The organism is Mycoplasmopsis iners ATCC 19705, from assembly GCF_000701805.1.
Taxonomy (GTDB): Bacteria; Bacillota_I; Bacilli_A; order Mycoplasmatales; family Metamycoplasmataceae; genus Mycoplasmopsis; species Mycoplasmopsis iners.
Genome location: NZ_JNJW01000007.1, coordinates 20,287 through 36,293, shown reverse-complemented (window position 1 = coordinate 36,293; position 16,007 = coordinate 20,287). Strand labels below are relative to the sequence as shown.

General features: G+C 28.2%; 17 protein-coding genes. 13 read left to right on the top strand and 4 right to left on the bottom strand.

Annotated elements, in window-relative coordinates; translation table 4 throughout:
* Positions 1 to 250, bottom strand: a 250-nt coding sequence (locus tag T395_RS0102315; RefSeq protein ID WP_029512886.1) for a hypothetical protein, incomplete at its 3' end; no start/stop codon positions are given.
* A gap of 185 nt (positions 251 to 435) precedes the next feature.
* Here T395_RS0102315 and T395_RS0102310 point away from each other — a divergent pair.
* The 3 genes from T395_RS0102310 to T395_RS0102300 are packed head-to-tail and all read left to right on the top strand — an operon-like array spanning position 436 to position 4,498.
* Positions 436 to 2,001 carry a type I restriction-modification system subunit M gene (locus T395_RS0102310; protein ID WP_029512885.1) on the top strand — a complete coding sequence of 522 codons (1,566 nt, stop codon included), beginning with the start codon at positions 436 to 438 and terminating at the stop codon, positions 1,999 to 2,001.
* On the top strand, positions 2,001 to 3,890 hold the full coding sequence (locus T395_RS03535) for a restriction endonuclease subunit S (protein WP_051617816.1): 1,890 nt from the start codon (positions 2,001 to 2,003) through the stop codon (positions 3,888 to 3,890). The genes T395_RS0102310 and T395_RS03535 overlap by 1 nt, the downstream gene beginning before the upstream one ends.
* Entirely contained in the window at positions 3,812 to 4,498 is a 687-nt protein-coding gene (locus T395_RS0102300; RefSeq protein ID WP_084273309.1) for a restriction endonuclease subunit S, read from the top strand. Before T395_RS03535 ends, T395_RS0102300 begins: the two co-directional genes overlap by 79 nt.
* A 30-nt stretch (positions 4,499 to 4,528) precedes the next feature.
* On the opposite strand, the gene T395_RS0102295 is transcribed toward T395_RS0102300, so the two are convergent.
* The gene (locus T395_RS0102295; protein WP_029512882.1) at positions 4,529 to 5,467 is read right to left on the bottom strand and encodes a phosphatidate cytidylyltransferase; all 939 of its coding nucleotides are present in this window, start codon (positions 5,465 to 5,467) and stop codon (positions 4,529 to 4,531) included.
* Between the two features lie 153 nt (positions 5,468 to 5,620).
* Between T395_RS0102295 and pyrH the strand changes: the two genes are divergently transcribed.
* From pyrH to recU, 4 genes are all read left to right on the top strand, one after another.
* Positions 5,621 to 6,358, top strand: coding sequence for a UMP kinase (gene pyrH, locus T395_RS0102290; RefSeq protein WP_029512881.1), 738 nt, complete (start codon positions 5,621 to 5,623; stop codon positions 6,356 to 6,358).
* Entirely contained in the window at positions 6,358 to 6,909 is a 552-nt protein-coding gene (frr, locus tag T395_RS0102285; protein WP_029512880.1) for a ribosome recycling factor, read from the top strand. The genes pyrH and frr overlap by 1 nt, the downstream gene beginning before the upstream one ends.
* Before the next feature lie 60 nt (positions 6,910 to 6,969).
* Complete coding sequence (locus T395_RS0102280; RefSeq protein ID WP_029512879.1) at positions 6,970 to 7,947, top strand: ECF transporter S component; 978 nt, start codon at positions 6,970 to 6,972, stop codon at positions 7,945 to 7,947.
* A 340-nt stretch (positions 7,948 to 8,287) separates the two neighbouring features.
* Positions 8,288 to 8,758: a Holliday junction resolvase RecU gene (gene recU / locus T395_RS0102275; RefSeq protein WP_029512878.1), complete on the top strand. Its 471-nt coding sequence runs from the start codon at positions 8,288 to 8,290 to the stop codon at positions 8,756 to 8,758.
* 6 nt (positions 8,759 to 8,764) lie between these two features.
* Here recU and T395_RS0102270 read toward each other — a convergent pair whose 3' ends face one another.
* Both T395_RS0102270 and trmB read right to left on the bottom strand, forming a co-directional pair.
* On the bottom strand, positions 8,765 to 9,040 hold the full coding sequence (locus tag T395_RS0102270) for an HU family DNA-binding protein (protein WP_029512877.1): 276 nt from the start codon (positions 9,038 to 9,040) through the stop codon (positions 8,765 to 8,767).
* A gap of 125 nt (positions 9,041 to 9,165) precedes the next feature.
* Positions 9,166 to 9,780, bottom strand: coding sequence for a tRNA (guanosine(46)-N7)-methyltransferase TrmB (gene trmB / locus T395_RS0102265; protein ID WP_029512876.1), 615 nt, complete (start codon positions 9,778 to 9,780; stop codon positions 9,166 to 9,168).
* Between the two features lie 112 nt (positions 9,781 to 9,892).
* Between trmB and T395_RS0102260 the strand changes: the two genes are divergently transcribed.
* The 6 genes from T395_RS0102260 (at position 9,893) to T395_RS0102235 (ending at position 15,995) form a co-directional block, all read left to right on the top strand.
* On the top strand, positions 9,893 to 12,058 hold the full coding sequence (locus T395_RS0102260; RefSeq protein ID WP_051617813.1) for an ATP-dependent Clp protease ATP-binding subunit: 2,166 nt from the start codon (positions 9,893 to 9,895) through the stop codon (positions 12,056 to 12,058).
* Positions 12,059 to 12,171: 113 nt separating this feature from the next.
* Complete coding sequence (locus T395_RS0102255) at positions 12,172 to 13,143, top strand: ribose-phosphate pyrophosphokinase (RefSeq protein ID WP_029512874.1); 972 nt, start codon at positions 12,172 to 12,174, stop codon at positions 13,141 to 13,143.
* 2 nt (positions 13,144 to 13,145) lie between these two features.
* Positions 13,146 to 13,787 (top strand): 16S rRNA (guanine(527)-N(7))-methyltransferase RsmG, encoded by a 642-nt coding sequence (gene rsmG / locus T395_RS0102250; RefSeq protein WP_051617811.1) that lies wholly within the window; start codon positions 13,146 to 13,148, stop codon positions 13,785 to 13,787.
* A gap of 118 nt (positions 13,788 to 13,905) precedes the next feature.
* The gene (locus T395_RS0102245) at positions 13,906 to 14,235 is read left to right on the top strand and encodes an MG284/MPN403 family protein (RefSeq protein WP_029512872.1); all 330 of its coding nucleotides are present in this window, start codon (positions 13,906 to 13,908) and stop codon (positions 14,233 to 14,235) included.
* Between the two features lie 115 nt (positions 14,236 to 14,350).
* The gene (locus T395_RS0102240) at positions 14,351 to 15,571 is read left to right on the top strand and encodes an MHO_1580 family protein (protein ID WP_029512871.1); all 1,221 of its coding nucleotides are present in this window, start codon (positions 14,351 to 14,353) and stop codon (positions 15,569 to 15,571) included.
* Positions 15,561 to 15,995, top strand: coding sequence for an MHO_1590 family protein (locus T395_RS0102235; RefSeq protein ID WP_029512870.1), 435 nt, complete (start codon positions 15,561 to 15,563; stop codon positions 15,993 to 15,995). The genes T395_RS0102240 and T395_RS0102235 overlap by 11 nt, the downstream gene beginning before the upstream one ends.
* Positions 15,996 to 16,007: the final 12 nt, after the last annotated feature.

Here is a 16,007-nt window from a genome sequence, read left to right as displayed (position 1 = left end):
TTTTGGGTCTTCCACAACCCTTCCCTTTTTTAGGGGCTGTTCCTGTTTTTGAAAATATTACAGTTTCGTCTTTTTGATATTCTCTAAATTTATTTCAAATTCTACGTCTAATATTTTCTTTAAAGTAATCCTTATTATATTTTTCTGAAATATAAGATGCAAATTTGTATTCATATTCATTTGTGTATTCTCAATTTTCTAGTCATCTAAATAGATCTAATCATTCATAATGTTTCAATTGTTTAGCCATTTGTAAACTCCTTTCTCTTATTGTAAACGAAAAGTAGACAGTTTTTATTTTCTGTCTACTTTTCTTGTCCTAGTTTACCAAAACAAATTGTTTTGGTTTTTTATTGCTAAATTACAGCAAATGCGAACTTTTTTGAATTTATAATTTATATAATTAAAATTAATAAATTAATTTTGGGGGGGCTTATGGACAATAAAAAAGAACTTGAAAGAGAAGAATTACACAAAGCTATTTGAAAAATAGCAGATTCATTACGTGGTAGTATTGATGGGTGAGATTTCAAAAACTATGTTTTAGGTGCTATGTTTTATCGTTTTATTTCAGAAAAATTGACTCGTGAAATAAATAACAATTTAAGAGAGAATGATGACAATAGAGATTATAAAAAACTCTTAAACAGTGACATTGATGAAGATATGAAACAAGAAATCACAGATGCATTTGGTTATTTTATCCAACCAGAAGATTTATTTGTTAATGTTACTGCTAATGCTAAAGACAATCCAGATTTAAATGTTACTTTGGATAGAATTTTTCGTGACATTGAAACCTCAGCGAAAGGGCAAGAAAGTGAAGATGACTTTAAAGGGTTATTCCAAGATTTTGACGTAAACAACAATAAACTAGGCCCAACGGTTAACGTTAGAAATGAAAAACTTACAGCTCTTTTAAAAGGTGTTGAAAGTATGAATTTAGGTGATTTCCAAGACAACACTATTGATTTATTTGGTGATGCCTATGAATATTTAATGGGCATGTATGCTTCAAATGCTGGTAAATCTGGTGGTGAATATTTCACTCCACAAGAAGTAAGTAAATTGCTTTTTAAATTAGCTGCTGGTGATAAAACAGAAATAAAAAATGTTTACGATATGTGCGCGGGCTCTGGTTCATTATTGCTTCAAGCTGTTAAACTTTTAGGCAAAGATAAAATTACAGCAGGTTTATATGGGCAAGAATTAAACGTTACTACTTATAACCTTTGTCGTATTAATATGTTTTTACATGACATTGAATTTGATGATTTCAAGATTTTTAATGGCGATACATTAACCGATCCACAAGGTCAAGAAAACGGACCATTTGAAATTATTGTGTCTAATCCACCTTATTCAGTTAAATGAAATGAAAGCAAAGATACCACTTTAATTAATGATCCGCGTTTTTCAGGGCCCGGAGTTTTAGCCCCAAGCAGCAAAGCTGACTGAGCTTTTGTTTTACATGCTTTATCTAACTTGGCAACTGATGGTGCTTCTGCTATTGTTTGTTTCCCTGGAATAATGTATCGTGGTGGCGCTGAACAAAAAATTAGAAAATATTTAGTTCAAAACAACTATGTTGATGCAATTATTCAATTACCAGATAACTTGTTCTTTGGAACATCTATTTCAACGTGTATTTTAGTTATGAAGAAAAATAAAACAAACACTGATGTTTTATTCATTGATGCTTCAAAAGAATTTATTAAAGTTTCAAACAATAATAAATTAACTGACCAAAATATTCAAAATATTTTAGATGCTTATAAAAAACATGAAAATATTAATTATTTTGCCCAAGTTGTTTCTCGTGAACAAATTGAAGAAAATAATTTTAACTTGTCGGTTAATTCATATGTTGAAAAAGAAGATACGCGTGGAAAAGTTGATATTAAAGTATTAAACAAAGAATTAAAAGAAATTGTTGCGCGTCAAGAAGTTTTAAGGAAAGAAATTGACAAAATCATTGCTGAACTCGAAGGAGAAGAGTAATGAATTTTTTTGAAAAATTATTAAAAAGTGAATTAAAGAATAACGCAAACATTGAAAAAAGAAAACTTTACGAAATTACTGTATGAGACAAAACATTCACAGGTTTATCTAAAGAGAAGCAAATAAAAAATAATATTAAATATGAATATTTATTTGCTAAAGATATCGAAAATTTAAAAGATGAAAACGGCGATATAAAAATTCTTACAACCTTTCCATCTAACTTCTTTACTTCTTCTGAAAAATATAAAAACCAAATTTATGATCAAGAGATAGTGGCAATTCCTGGTGGTTCTTCAACTATGCATATTCAATATTTCAAAGGGAAATTCATAACAAGTGATAATAGAATTTGCCAATCATTTGACACTAATGTTTTAAATACAAAATTTATTTATTATTTTTTCCACTCAATAAAAGATGTTCTTTTTAGTTTCTATAGAGGAAGCGGGATTCAACACCCATATATGCCTGGTATTTTAAATCTAGAAATTCCTATTCCACCTTTATCAATTCAAAACAGAATAGTTGAAATTCTTGACAAATTTACCGAGTATTCAGCGGAGCTGAAGGCGGAGCTGAAGGCGGAGCTGAAGGCGAGACATGCACAATACGAATACTACAGAGATAAATTATTATCTTTGGATTTTTCACAATCAAATATAGCAAAAGTAAAGGATTACATTGATTATATCCAACCAGCAAAATTTATTGTAAAAAGTGATAAATACAGTCCTGAATTTAAAACACCCGTTTTAACTGCCAATCAAAAATTCATTTTAGGATATACAGATGAAAAAGAAAATATTTTTCATTCAAGCAAAGAAAATCCTGTAATAATTTTCGATGATTTTACAACAGATTTAAAATGAGTAGATTTTGATTTTAAAATCAAATCTTCCGCTATAAAGATATTGACACCTAAAAACAGCAATATTAACATTAAATACTTTTATTATTGATTAAATTTCATCCACAATACAGAAGAATCATCGAAAGAACACAAAAGACATTGAATATCTGTATTTGCAGAAAAATTATTTACATTGCCTGCTCTTTCAATTCAAAACAAAATTGTTGAAGTTCTTGACAATTTTGACGCAATCTGTAAAGACTTAAACATTGGTCTTCCAGCTGAAGAATCAAAACGCCAACAACAATACGAATATTATAGAGATGCCATATTCAAATATCTTGAAACCGGTCAAATAAACGCTTCAGAGAGAGAGAGAGAGAGAGACCGCATAGCGGCCGTTATTAAATTACTTCAATTTATATTTTCTAATTCAATCATTAAATTAAAAATTGGAGATATATGTGTTTCAAAAAGAGGAAAAGTAATAAGCAAACAATTCATAAATGATAATCAAGGGCAATATCCTGTTTATTCTTCACAAACAGAAAATAACGGGGAACTTGGCAAAATTAATTCATATGATTTTAATAGTGAATATGTAACGTGAACAACAGACGGTGCTAAAGCAGGAACAATATTTTATAGAAGTGGTAAGTTTAGCATAACTAATGTCTGTGGTTTATTAGAAACAAATAAATCAATTTTGTTGCCCAAATATCTCTTTTATTATTTAACAATAATAGCAAATAAATATGTTAACAGAACTTCAGCAAATGCTAAATTAATGTCAAATGTAATGGAAGAAATACCATTGGTTTTTCCTAATATTTTAACTCAAAGCAAAATAGTTGAAGTTCTTGACAATTTCGAAACAATCTGTAAAGACCTAAGCATTGGTCTACCAGCCGAAAAATCAAAACGCCAACAACAATATGAATATTGTAGAGATGCAATATTCAAATATCTTGAAAATGGTCAAATAGACAGCGTAGAGAGAGAGAGAGACCACATAGCTTCGAAATTGAAAAATTAATCAATTTCATCTTTGGAAATTTATTCTTTCAAAATTACCAAAAAGCCTATAAAAAAGTTAAAAAAGTATCATATAGCTCATTGAATAATATAACCGAAATTTTTTCAGGAGAATTTATTAGATCAGATTCAACAAGCGATAAAGATTTATATAAATATTTTAATGGCGGAACTACAGAGACAAGTAAATATCACTCTTATAATAAAGAAGGTGAATTTGTTTTACTTTCAACAAGGGGTCAAGTTGGAGCCTTGAACTATATAAATGATAAATTCTGATTAGGCAATTCTTGTGTCGCGATTCAAAGCAAAGATTCAACCGAGTTCAACACTAAATTCATTTACTATTATTTAAAAAATATTGATCAAGAAATTCAAAAACAAGTTTCTAAAGGCTCAATACCAGCTATAAGTATTGCTTCAATTAAAAATTTAACAATACCTAATTTTTCATTACAAAGACAATTGGAAATTGTCAACATTTTAGATAAATTTAATAGTTATTTAAATGAAGCTAATTTTGGATTAATATCAGAAATTGAAAAATGCCAATTGCAATATGAATACTATAGAAATTTAATTTTTGAAAATTTAGCAAACGAAAACTAAACTGTCACCAGCTTAGTTTTTTGTTTGCTTTTATCAAAACATCATTGTTAAGAAAATAAAGAATGTTACAAATGAAATTCCATCGAAGCGGTCTAAAAATCCGCCGTGTCCTGCTAATATTTTTGAATAATCCTTAACGCCATTAAGTCTTTTAATAAGTGAAAAGTATAAATCTCCAAAAGCAGCAACAACTGGCACAATCAAAATAAAGAAAATTTTAAGGATATAAGTTTTAACTAAAATTCCTGTGTCAAACATATTCAACGCAAATACTAAAATAGATGCTATAACCAATGCTCCAAAAACTCCGGCAATAAAGCCCTCTCAAGTTTTATTTGGCGAAATAACCTGTGAAAAAGGCTTTTTGAAAACTTTTCTGCCATATAACTTACCACCAAAAAAGCCCAATGTATCATGACAAATTGGAATAAGTACTGCTAAAAGTCAGTATTTATAATCAACATTAACAAAAACCATGAATGATTTGATTGAGATGGATAAAACATAAATAGAAATTAAAGTATGCAATACACGAATTAAACGATCGTTTAAATTTTGTTTTCTTGTTGCTAATTCAATAATAAAAAAGGCTAAAGAAACAACTAAAAGAATAATAATCGAAATTCAATCTTGTGCTATGTTTTGAATTAAAAATTTAAGATTTTCACTTGGCACTGTGCCAACATTAATGAAAGTACTAATCACATCTTGACTAGGATTATTTTTTCACAAAGGAAAAAGAATTGTTAACATCACCATCAATGCTAATGGTAATGAAAAATACAATTTTAATCTCATGGCATTGAAAAATTCATAACTAAGTACAGCTAATAAAGAAGCAAAAATAATTAATGAAACAATTCTTGCTTCGAAATGTTTAGGGCCAAAAATAGATAATGGAATTAGTGCACCCAAGGTCACTACAACCATTATTAAAGCGGGAATAATTCTCTGTTTTAATAATTTCATTTTTTAATTATACTTTGTTTAAGCTAAAGACAATTAGATAATTTGTTGAACTAAAAATACTATGAAATAGATATTTTAGTTAATTAAAATTTATTTTGCTTTATTTTAACTAATTAATTATTTCTATATTAATATATAATTTAGAAAATTAATATGGATATAAATGAGGTAGTCGTGAAATATAAAAGAATATTAGTAAAACTTTCAGGAGAAGGTTTAGTTAATAAAGAAAAAAGTTTAGCAATTGACTACAATATAGTTGAAAAAATCGCTTTACAACTGAAAGAAATTGCTGAATTAGGAGTAGAAATTGGTGTTGTAGTTGGCGGTGGTAACTTTTGACGTGGTGCAAGTGCTGCTAAAAACGGTATTCCAAGAAATAGGGCAGACTTTATTGGAATGTTAGCAACCTTAATGAATGGACTTGCGTTAAGAAGTGGTTTTGAAAAAGTTGGTATTAAAGCCAGAGTACAATCATCAATTCCAATTGATCAAAAAGTTGCTGAAAATTACATTAACGAAAAAACTATCAAATATTTAGAAGATGGTGAAGTGGTTATTTTTGTTGGTGGAACAGGAAGACCTTTCTTCACTACTGATACAGCGGCCACATTATTTGCTTCAGAAATCAAGGCAGAAGTAATTTTAATGGGTAAAAATGGCGTGGATGGAATTTATGACAAAGATCCAAAAACCAATGCCGATGCAATTCATTATGACAAAATCACTTATGATGAAATTTTAGACAAAAAATTACAAGTAATGGACTTGACTGCAACCAGCATGGCTAGAGACAATAATATTGATTTAATTGTGTTCAATATTTTAGAAAAAGACGCAATTATTAGAGCTTTAAAAGGCGAAATTAAATGTACGGAGGTAACTAAATAATGGAATTAGATTTATATTTAATAGAATTTGAAGATGAAGCACACAAAGTGTTGAATCACTATGCTTTTGAACTTTCAAAAATTTCAACTGGTAGAGCAAACCCACAATTAATTAAGGGAATTAGAGTTAATTATTATGATACTTTAACACCACTTGAAGAAGTGGCTAACATCACCGTGCCAGAAGCACAGCAATTATTAATCAAACCTTATGATGCTTCACTTGCCAAAGACATTGCTAAAGCAATTTTAGCTGAAAACTTAAGTGTATCAGTTGCTGACGAAGGTCATCAAGTAAGATTAACTTTCCCAGCCTTAACAACCGAAAGACGTAAGGAAATGGTCAAAAACTTAAGCAAATACACTGAGGCTGCTAAAGTAGGAATTAGAAATGTTCGTCAAAATATTAATAAAAAAGTTAAAGCCGATGAAGAATTGTCAGAAGATGAACAAAAAAGATACTTAGACCAAGTTCAAAAACACACCGATGACAAAATTTCACACATCGAAGACATGACTAATCATAAAGAAAAAGAATTAATGGCATTATAAAATTAAAAAAAGCGCTTTTAATTAAGCGTTTTTTTAATAATATTTAAGCATAGGAAAAATATGTTAAGAAGCAATCGTGAAAATAATAAACTATTTAAAAAATGAACTATTAGAAAGATTTCCTTCATTGGAATTCTAATTGCTATTTCAGTAGTGTTTTTAATTATTGGTTCGTCTTTTTTACCAATTGTTACTTATCCTTCTTACAAAATAAGTTTCATTGGTTTGCCAGTTAAAATCACAGGATTTATTTTTGGACCAATTGTTGGTGGAATGGTTGGTTTAATCAGTGACTTAATTAGTTTTCTATTTTTGCCTAATGTTTATAACCCGCTTTATACCTTGGCAACAGCAGTTGATGGCATAATAGCCGGAATGATAGGATGATTATTCTTAAAATTATTTAGATATTATTTTGGTGGCAGCTACCGTGATACTGTTTATGAAATGAAGATAGTTAAATTGGCTTCTAAATTGAGAGCGGAAAAATTAATTGATCCTTTTTCAAAGAAAGTTGAAAAATTAGAAAACAAAATTATCAACTTTGGTGAAAAAAGAAAAAAAATTAGAATTATTGGCACAACAAACACTTTACTTAATTTTAATGTTGCTGTAGCCTCATTAGTATTAATTACAATAATTTTCTTAATAATTTGATTAATTGGCTCAAGAGTTGATGATTCTACTTTAGCTAATGGATTAGTTAAAGACAGGTTTGCTTTAATCTTGTTAATGACCGGAAGTTATGCAATCATGATTATCTTTTTATGAGTTGCTAGATTTAAAATGAAAGCAAGAAGATTTTTTGTTATTGTACCTATTGTTATTTTCTCGGCCTTGATTGAATTAATTAATGTTCCATTGCTTTCGTTAGCCGATACACAAGCAAATGCCACTGAACTAAAATCAATTTTTATCTATGTATTCCAACATACTTTATTGAGTCCGGTAAAAATTTGAATCAACATGTTTGTTATCTTCTTTACCTTTAATATTGTGAACCCATTAATTAATAAAAACAATGATATTACTTATTAAGAATTTAAAAAAAAGTCCAGTTAGGGCTTTTTATTTTGTTTTTTCCAAGTTAATCTTTATTAAATTACAAAAAGTCTTATAAATAAGCATTATTTGTCAAAGTTAATTAAAAAATTACAATGATAGAAATATATAACCATTTTAATTCAATCATTGTAATAAATAATAGGTGTTTGTTTTTAGAGACTATAAATAAGCTATTTTAGGAATTTAACAAAATTTAAGTTGGAAAACATAATTAAAGACACTGTTATTAACTTTTTATGAACTTTTAAGGCTATTTTTCATATTTTGTTCACTTTTTAAAAAACTTATATCAATTTAGCGTCCACGATTTGCAATGAAAAATAGAGGGATGCTTTTAGAGAATATCATCAATAGGACAATTGAATATTACAAACAAAACAAATTGGCATATATTGAAAAGAAAAGTTTGCCGATAAAATTTAAGTCAGTGGGACAAAAACTTAACCTGGAACAAGCTTTTATTTCTAACAAAAGCACAGTCGATTACATTGGGTGTTGACAAGGAAGTTTCATTGCATTTGAGGCTAAAAGCACTCAAGAAGATTCACTACCAAAGGATAACATTAAAGCACATCAAATAGAATATTTAGATTTAATAGAACAAAATGGCGGAATTGCCTTTTTTATAGTGTTTTTCTCTTCGAAAGATGAGTTTTATTTAGTAGAGTTTAGTTTAATCAAACCTCATTTAAATAAAGCGATTAAGTATGAAATGATAAAAAAAATAGGCAAAAGCCTTGAACTTACCTTTCCAGGTATTATTGACTTTTTGCCTTATTTATAGTTTGTATTAGAAATTAACAATTTCTCTTAAGTATTTTGAAGGTGTAAATTTAACTACACGTTTTTCAGGAACAACTAAATCTTTTTTAGTGAATGGGTTAACTGTTTCACGTCCTCTTCTTACTTTTGTTTCAAATGAACCTAAGTTTGAAAGTTGAATTTTTTCTTCAGCGATTAATTGTTCTTTAAGAACAAAAAGGAACGCATTGAAAAATTGGTCAGCTGTTCTCACTGGAACATTAAGTTGTTCAGCCACTTGGCTAATAAATTCTTTTTTGGTCATTTTGTACCTTTCCTAAAGTTTTATTTTATTTATTTTTTCTAAATATAACTATATTATAGTATTTTATGGAAAATTTAAACAATATATTGAATTATTAAATTTTATTTTCATAAAAATGATAAATATTATGGTTTTTTCACATAAATGTAGTTAATATTTTTGCCCAAACTACTTCATTTAGCTTCGTAACCAGTCATTACATTATCTTTTTGGTGAGACGAATTGTGCAAATCCGTTCCATAATCAACTAGATTTCAGCCATTTTGTTGAAAACTTTCTAAAGAAAATTCATAAAGTTTGTCATTGTCGCTTTTAAATTTTAACATAGTGTTTTCATTCATAATTTTGCTATAAAGATTTAAAAAACTTGAATGTGTTAATCTTCTTCTTTCATGTCTTGCTTTTGGTCATGGATCACTAAAAGTTAATCAAATAGTGTGTGGTTCACCAACAAATATTTCTTCAAGTTTTGTAGCATCATCAATAATAATGTGAAAATTATTTATATTATATTCTTCGGCTTTTTTAAGTGCCTTTGCAGCAACTGTAGCATATTTTTCTAAGCCGATAAATATCAAATCAGGGTTTATTCTAGCTAATTCAACTATCATTTCGCCCTTGCCCATACCAATTTCTAACACTGTCTTAGAATCTAATTTAACAGGGTATTTACCAGGGTCAATGTAAAATTTAGAATTCTCTAATTTACTTTGTGCGTTTTTGTCGTGTCTTAATCTCATAAATTTAATTTTATAAATTTTAATTAGCAAACAAATTTTTTAAAAAAAATTAGCAGTTAAAGTGTTTAAGTGCTAAAATATTAATTATCATTAAAAAATAAGGAGGCTAAATATGGATTTTAATAATTTAGATGATTTATTTAATAACATTAATCCTAATAACAAAAAAAATGAAAAGGAAGATGTTCTTAAAAGATATGGCAGAAATTTAACTGATTTAGCTGCCAGAAATGAATTAGATCCCGTTATTAATAGAGATGATGAGATTAGAAGAATGATTAGAATTTTAAGTAGAAAGACTAAAAACAACCCTGTTTTAGTTGGTGAGCCTGGCGTGGGTAAAACAGCTATTGTTGAAGGCTTGGCAAGAAAAATTGTTGAAGGGCAAGTTCCAGAAAACCTTAAAAATAAGGATGTAGTTGAATTAGACTTAGCAAGTATGATTGCTGGAGCTTCATACCAAGGTCAATTTGAACAAAGAATTAAAGAAGTGCTTAAAAGAATTGAAGATTCAAATGGTGAAATAATAGTGTTCATTGATGAAATTCATATGCTTGTTGGTACTGGTAAAACCGGTGATGGCGGAATGGATGCTGCAAACATTATTAAACCATTAATGGCAAGAGGTAAATTGCATTTAATTGGTGCAACAACTTTTGATGAATATAGAAAATATATTGAAAAAGATGCCGCTCTCGAAAGAAGAATGCAAAAAATTGATGTTCATGAACCAACAGTGGGTGACACTATAACTATTTTGCGTGGAATTAAAGAACGTTTTGAAAACTATCACAACGTAAAAATTCAAGATGATGCTTTAATTGCTGCTACAAAATTAAGCGCAAGATATATTACAGATCGTTTCTTACCTGATAAAGCAATCGATTTAGTTGATGAAGCAGCTGCTACAATCAAAACAGAAATTAATTTTCAACCAGAAGAGTTAGAAAAAGCTAAACAAAAAATAGCTAAGTTGCAAATGGAAAAAATAGCTTTATCAAATGAAGATAAGAAAAAACATTCTGAAAGACTAGCTGAAGTCGAAGAAAAGATTGCTAAATACCAAAAACAAATTGATGAATTACAGGATAGATGAAATAAAGAAAAAGAAAGATTAAATTATTTATCAAACTTACGCAGTAAATTAGATAATTTACAACACATTTTAACAATCGCACAGAACGAAAGCAACTATGAAACAGCTTCAAGATTAATGTATGTTGAAATACCAAAAGTAGAAAAAGAAATTAATACAATTGAAAACGAAATTAACAATTCTTCAAGCACATTGATTAAAGATAGCGTCACACCAGAAGAAATAGCCTCAATCGTTGCTAAATGAACCAATATTCCAGTAAGCAAGTTATTAGAAGGTGAAAAAGAAAAATTTTTATCACTTGAAAGCGAACTTGAAAAGAAAATTAAAGGTCAAAAAGAGGCGATTAAAGTAGTTACACAAGCCGTTTTAAGGGCAAAAGCAAACATCAATGATCCAAATAGACCTTTAGCATCATTCTTGTTCTTGGGACCAACTGGTGTTGGTAAAACAGAATTAGCTAGAACATTAGCTTCAACATTATTTGATAGCGAAAAACAAATGATTAGATTAGATATGTCTGAATATATGGAAAAACATTCAGTAGCTAAAATAATCGGTGCTCCCCCAGGATATGTTGGCTATGATGCTTCAAATTCACTAACTGATAGAATTAGAAAAAGCCCATACACAATTTTATTGTTAGATGAAATTGAAAAAGCAAATAAAGATGTGTTGAATATTCTTTTACAAATTTTAGATAATGGAACAATCACAGATTCAAAAGGAAGATTAATTAATTGTCGTAATTTAATTGTAATTATGACATCTAATTTAGGCGCCACTGACATTTTAGATGGTCAAATAAGTAGTTCAGAATTGAGAAACATTTTACTTAAACATTTAACACCTGAATTTTTAAACAGATTAGATGAAATTGTTACATTTAAACCTCTAGATGAAAAAACAGTGCTAGAAATTGTTAACTTAGAGTTAGATAAACTTGTTAAAAGAGTTAAAGAAGCTAAAGATATTGATTTAACTTATACACCAAAAATTTCTCAATATGTTGTTGATGCGGCATATGATCCTGAATTTGGCGCTCGCCCAATTAAGAGATATATTCAAAACACCATTGAATCACTTTTAGCATTGAAAATTGTGGAAAATTCATTACACCCACAAAAGAAATATGTTTTAGATGTATTAGCTGGAACATTGCAAATCAAAGAGATTAATTAAAAGGCCTATAAAATAGACTTTTTTATATTTAAAAAGTAAAGAAATTTTTCAAATAATTTGAATTACATTTTATATTGTAATAATTAATTATAATAATCATATTCGGGGGAAAAATGCAAAGAAAAAATGTAATTTTATTTGGAATGCCAAATTGTTTAAAATTAGCAAACAAAATATCTGAAAAAGTTGAAATTAAACTTTCTGAAATTAAAAAAACAACATTTGCCGATGGCGAAACAATGTTAGTTAGCCAAGACACAGTAAGAGGGAAAGATTGCTTTGTTATTGCTAGCACATCAAGACCTGTTAATTCTAATTTAATGGAACTTTTATTGTTTATCGATTCATTAAAAAGGGCTAGTGCAAAATCAATCAATATTGTTTTAACTTACTATGGTTATGCTAGACAAGATCGTAAAGAAAGTGGTCGCCAACCAATTGGTGCAAAATTAGTAGCTGACTTATTACAAACAGCGGGTGCTACAAAAGTTATCGCTGTTGACTTACACAACCCAGCGATTCAAGGTTTCTTTAATATTCCAATTGATGATTTAAGAGGTGCTTACACATTAGCTAAAGCAATTAGAGAATCAAAATATTCATTCACTGTAGTTTCACCAGATCATGGTGGAACGGTGAGAGCAAGAAGATTAGCTGAATTAATTGCTGACACAGTTAAAATTAGTATTATTGACAAAAGAAGAATTGGCACAAATCAAACAGAAGTTATGGGCTTAATTGGTGATGTTCAAGACCAAAATGCAGTTATTATTGATGACATAATTGACACAGGTGGAACAATTTTAAAAGCAGTTCATACACTTAAAGAAAATGGTGCTAAAAAAATTGTTATTGCTGCCACACACGGATTATTTACCAAAGGTTTTGAAGTTTTTGAAAATGATCCCGATGTTGAAAAAGTTATTATTACAGATTCAATTGATAATTCTGAAATTGAAGGCAAATTTACTAAATTACAAATTGTTAGTCTAGATACTTTCTTATCAGGTGTTATTGAATGTCATATTAATGGTCAATCAATTTCTGATTTGTATACAAGTTTTGCTGAAAACATAAGTAAATAAGCATGAAAAATATAGATAAATTAAAAAAATATGCTGAATTAATTCATCAAAAAAATCAAGTGATGAATATAACAGGATTTAAAAGCCAAGAAGAAATTTTTTCAGAAGGCATAATTAATTCACTTGAGGCTTTTAAGCCTTTTGAGGATAAGTTTACAGATCAAAACATTAAACTTCTTGACATCGGAGCAGGAGCCGGTTTTCCGTCTTTACCTTTTTTAATAGCTAATCCGGAAAAAATTGACTTGACAATTTTAGAAAGCCAAAAGAAAAGATGTGACTTTTTAGAAGATGTGGCTAAAACTTTAAATCTTAGATTAAATGTTATTAATAATAGAGCTGAAGAAGAAAAAAGTTATAACCACTTTTTTGATGTTGTAACCGCAAGAGCTGTATCTTCAGTGAAAAATATGTATTTAATGGCACACCACCTCTTAAAATTAAATGGTTATTTTTATCTAATTAAAGGCGAAAATTATCAAGAAGAATTAAATGAATTTTTTACTTTTTTCCCTAACAAAAAGAAAGATGTGTCAGTTTCACAATACACTGACAAATCATTTATAGTATTCATTAAAAAAAGTGAAGAAACTCCTAAAAAATGACCTTTAAAATGAAAAAACATAATAGATTATAAGAAGTAATGGCTATGCCATTATTTTTTTATCGACCAATGAACAATTAAGCATTTTTTCCGCATTTTGTTCATTTTTTAATGATTAATAAATTAATCAGTTTATTTATTTATGAAAGGGGAAAACAATGAATTCAAATTTTTTTATAGAGTTAAGTAATAAGGAAAAATATAAAACAGTTGAAAAAATATGCAATATTGAAAAATATAATAGCAAACGCTACCATATGTTAAAAACTCAAAAGCACTTTAGTGTTGATAAGCCTTTTAAACCAGAAAATAGATTACAAAAAGTAATGGAAATGTTAGGAGAAATTAGCAAACTAATAATAGAAAATGATTTTTTAACTAAATATAGTGATAAAAACTGATACGAAGATTATTTTTGCAAAACAAATTACTATAAGTACAAGAATAAAGCGGTAGAGGAGTTTTTGTACTATTATCTTAACAACTAATGCAACAATAAATAGTAATGAGCAAAGAAATCAAAGTATCGAAATTCAAAAAGAAAAGTGAGATTTAATAAGAAAAGATTGCGCAGAATTTAATAAACACAATGATGAAAGATGATTGGCATCTCTTGGGACCGTTGCTATTAGAAGAACCTATCAAGATAACAAATTTTTCTTATTAGCCACATTATTTATTAAAGAAAATCAATTAGAAAAATTATTAAAGAAAATTAATTTTGCAGTAAATGGCAAATTATTAAAAAGATTAGATTCTTCAAAACTTTTTGAATCAAGGCTAGGACTTGATGTTATTGAAAAATCGCATTTTAACAAAATGTATATGCATACTAAAAAATCTGATAACTATAAGGTTTTTGCATTTAAGTTTACTCCAGAAGATTTAGGAGTTTCATTCCAAGACTTTGAAACTTTTTCAATAACACTTGAAAATAAAATAAATACTAAAGATGTTAATCATTTTCAGATAGTAAAAAAGAATGTAATAAAAGACGAATATTTAATAAATAAACAAATGGGGGATGACCTTTCAATAAAAATTCCAAATAAATGACACTTTTATTTTGGTTCGCATTTTGAAAATCCAGTAATGGATACATATTATGACGCATTAACTTTCAAAACTAAACCAATAGACTTTTTAGAACCTATAAATAATATAGCAACAACCATTTTTGACTATGAATCAAATGCTAAAGCGCAGTTATGTGATTCTCATTTTAGTCACATTCTTTATAACAAAGATGCAATTGATTTTGGTTCAAATGTGTCAAACTTCAGTAAATACTACAGTTTTCATCATACTTATGCTCCATTTAAGATGAGAATGCCATCTTATAATATCTTTCTAAACAATATATATTATCAATACAAAAACAACCTTAATAGCTCTATCATTAGTCCTATGTTTGATAAAAATGATGTTTTTAAAGAATGAATTGATTATGCTGTGGATTTACCTTTTGAATATGATTTCGACAGTAAAACAGTGGTTTTATCTAAAAAGTTAAAAAACAATGGTTTGATAATTCCTTACAACTTTAGTGGAGATTTTACAAATACATTTGTAATTAGTTATGACTATTATGGAACAGGTAAAGAAAAAGACAAAATAAAAATAATTGTTAATGATAATAAGAGTAATATTCAACCTTTATTAGACTTTGATTCGGGAAAAATAAGACTAAAAATAACACATGCCGACGAAAATTTTGATGAAGAATTAAAATATAGTATTCATTTAAACAAATCAGAAGAATTTTTAAGCAGCAACATCACATCAATTAATGGATTAATAAATTGGAGAAATAATGAAATTTAAGTGAACATTAAAAAAGAAGTTGCTTGTATTTGGTGGCGCTTTTGGTTGTTTAGCTGCTATTGCTTTGCCAGTAGCATTAGTTACTTCTAACAAAACAAAATTAGATAAGCAACCAGATCAACCACCTATAAACAAGGGGATTTATCGCGAAGACATGAGCATTTTTCCAGATATTAATTTAAAAAATTATTATAGTTTTGTAAAAATTGTTGAAAATGAGTCTTATTTAGATGACAAAATAGTGCCATTTTTTATGAATGATATAGTTGCTAATTTTAAGACAAGTCAAGGCAGGTTAAATTTTGATTATGAAAGAAAAAGTCCGCAAGAAATTGATATTAAACTACAATGAACAAATGATATTCAAACATTAAGCAGAATTTATAAATTGAGTGTAAGTTTAATCGCTAACAACATTAATTAACAAAGAAGCGAA